We start from the raw sequence: 257 nt of genomic DNA, 5'->3' as shown, positions 1-257 counted from the left end.
GCCGGGATGAAGGTGCCCGACGACGTGACCCTGCTGTTCGCCGACGACAACTGGGGCAACATCCGCCGCCTGCCCGACCCGGCCAGCAAGCGCCCGGGCGGCTACGGCGTGTACTACCACTTCGACTACGTCGGCGGCCCGCGCAACTACAAGTGGGTCAACTCGACCCAGGTCGAGCGCGCCTGGGAGCAGATGCGTCTGGCCTGGGACCATGGCGTCGAACGGCTGTGGGTGGTCAACGTCGGCGACATCAAGCC

The 257-nt window shown here is 68.1% G+C and carries 1 protein-coding gene; it reads left to right on the top strand.

The window, feature by feature from the left end:
- Positions 1 to 257: glycosyl hydrolase 115 family protein (locus tag J7528_RS23940; protein WP_291879858.1), on the top strand; the 257-nt coding region annotated here is incomplete at both ends.

The organism is Caulobacter sp. (assembly GCF_017744445.1).
Lineage (GTDB): Bacteria > Pseudomonadota > Alphaproteobacteria > Caulobacterales > Caulobacteraceae > Caulobacter.
The sequence above is the reverse complement of the archived record's forward strand: the minus strand, read 5'-3'. Positions and strand labels throughout refer to the sequence as shown.